Origin of the sequence: Klenkia terrae (assembly GCF_900491935.1) — a bacterium.
Lineage (GTDB): Bacteria > Actinomycetota > Actinomycetes > Mycobacteriales > Geodermatophilaceae > Klenkia > Klenkia terrae.
In genome coordinates this window covers 1-1,199 of record NZ_UEXK01000019.1, presented here as the reverse complement: position 1 = coordinate 1,199, position 1,199 = coordinate 1, and the positions used below count along the sequence as shown (strand labels likewise).

Genomic DNA, 1,199 nt, shown 5'->3' with positions numbered 1-1,199 from the left:
CCTCCCTGCCCCTCCTTCACCGCCGCCCTCTTCCCCACCCAGCGCTCCGCCCCCCCCACCACCGCCGGGCCCTCCCCCCCCCGCCCGACGCCCGCGCCGGGCCCCGGTGCCCCGCCCGGCGGGGCCCCCCCCCCCCCCCCCCCCCCCCCCCCCGCCCCGCCCCCCCCCCCCCCGCACCCCCCCCCCCCCCCCCCGCGCGCCCCCCCCCCCCCCCGCCGCCCCCCGCGGGCGGCCGCGGCGGGGGGCCCGGCCCCCCCGCGCACCCGCCTCGGGGACGGCTGTGGACCGCCGTCCCCGGTGTGGACGGCGACCGGCAGACCCGCCTCGAACCTGCTAGACGTCCGCGGCGGGGGCACCCCAGCGGTCGGCGTGGACGGCGTCGGCGAGCGGCCGGCGGGACCGCCAGCCGTGCCGCTCCAGGTCGGGCACCTCCTGCAGCTGAGCCACCGGCCCCACGCACAACCACGCCACCGGGCGGACGTCCTCGGGGATGCCCAGCAGGTCCCGCAGGAACGGCTCCCGGTAGAAGGACACCCACCCCACGCCCCAGCCCTCGGCGGTCGCGGCCAACCACAGGTTCTGGATGGCCAGGCAGGTGGAGTACAGGCCCGTGTCGGCGATCGCGTGCCGGCCCAGCACCGCCGGCGCACCGCGCCCGGCGTCGTAGGTGACCACGACGCCGAGGCTGGAGCCGAGCACGCCCTCGACCGAGATCCGGGAGAACACCGCGGCCCGCTCGGCGTCCAGCCCGGCGTCGAACACCTCGCGCTCGGCGGCGACGTGCGCCTGGAACCGCTGACGCAGCTCTGCGTCGCGGACCAGGAGGAAGTCCCAGGGCTGGGTCATGCCCACGCTCGGGGCCGCGTGCGCAGCGTCCAGCACCCGGCGCAGGGCCGCGGGGTCGACCGGTTCGCCGGTGAACTCGCGCCGGACGTCGCGCCGGCGGTGGATGGCGTCGTAGAGACCGGTGTCCATCCCGCCATCCCACACGAGGGCCTCAGACGGTGACCAGCGGGGAGATCTCGGCGTACAGCGCCGGCCCGATCCCGCTGACGTCGTCGAGCTCCTCCACGCTGCCGAAGGGTCCCTGCTCCTCCCGGTGGTCCAGGATGCGCTGGGCGAGCACCGGGCCGATCCCCGGCAGCGCGTCGAGGTCGGCCGCGGTGGCGGAGTTGAGGTCGACCGGCCCGGACCCGGCA

2 protein-coding genes are annotated in these 1,199 nt (G+C 79.0%); both read right to left on the bottom strand.

Features of this window, described 5'->3' with window-relative positions:
• Positions 1-333: 333 nt before the first annotated feature.
• Positions 334-975: a 5,6-dimethylbenzimidazole synthase gene (bluB, locus tag LFA75_RS23700; protein ID WP_225236173.1), complete on the bottom strand. Its 642-nt coding sequence runs from the start codon at positions 973-975 to the stop codon at positions 334-336.
• A gap of 22 nt (positions 976-997) precedes the next feature.
• Positions 998-1,199, bottom strand: a 202-nt coding sequence (locus tag LFA75_RS23695) for a ComEA family DNA-binding protein (protein ID WP_225236172.1), incomplete at its 5' end; no start/stop codon positions are given.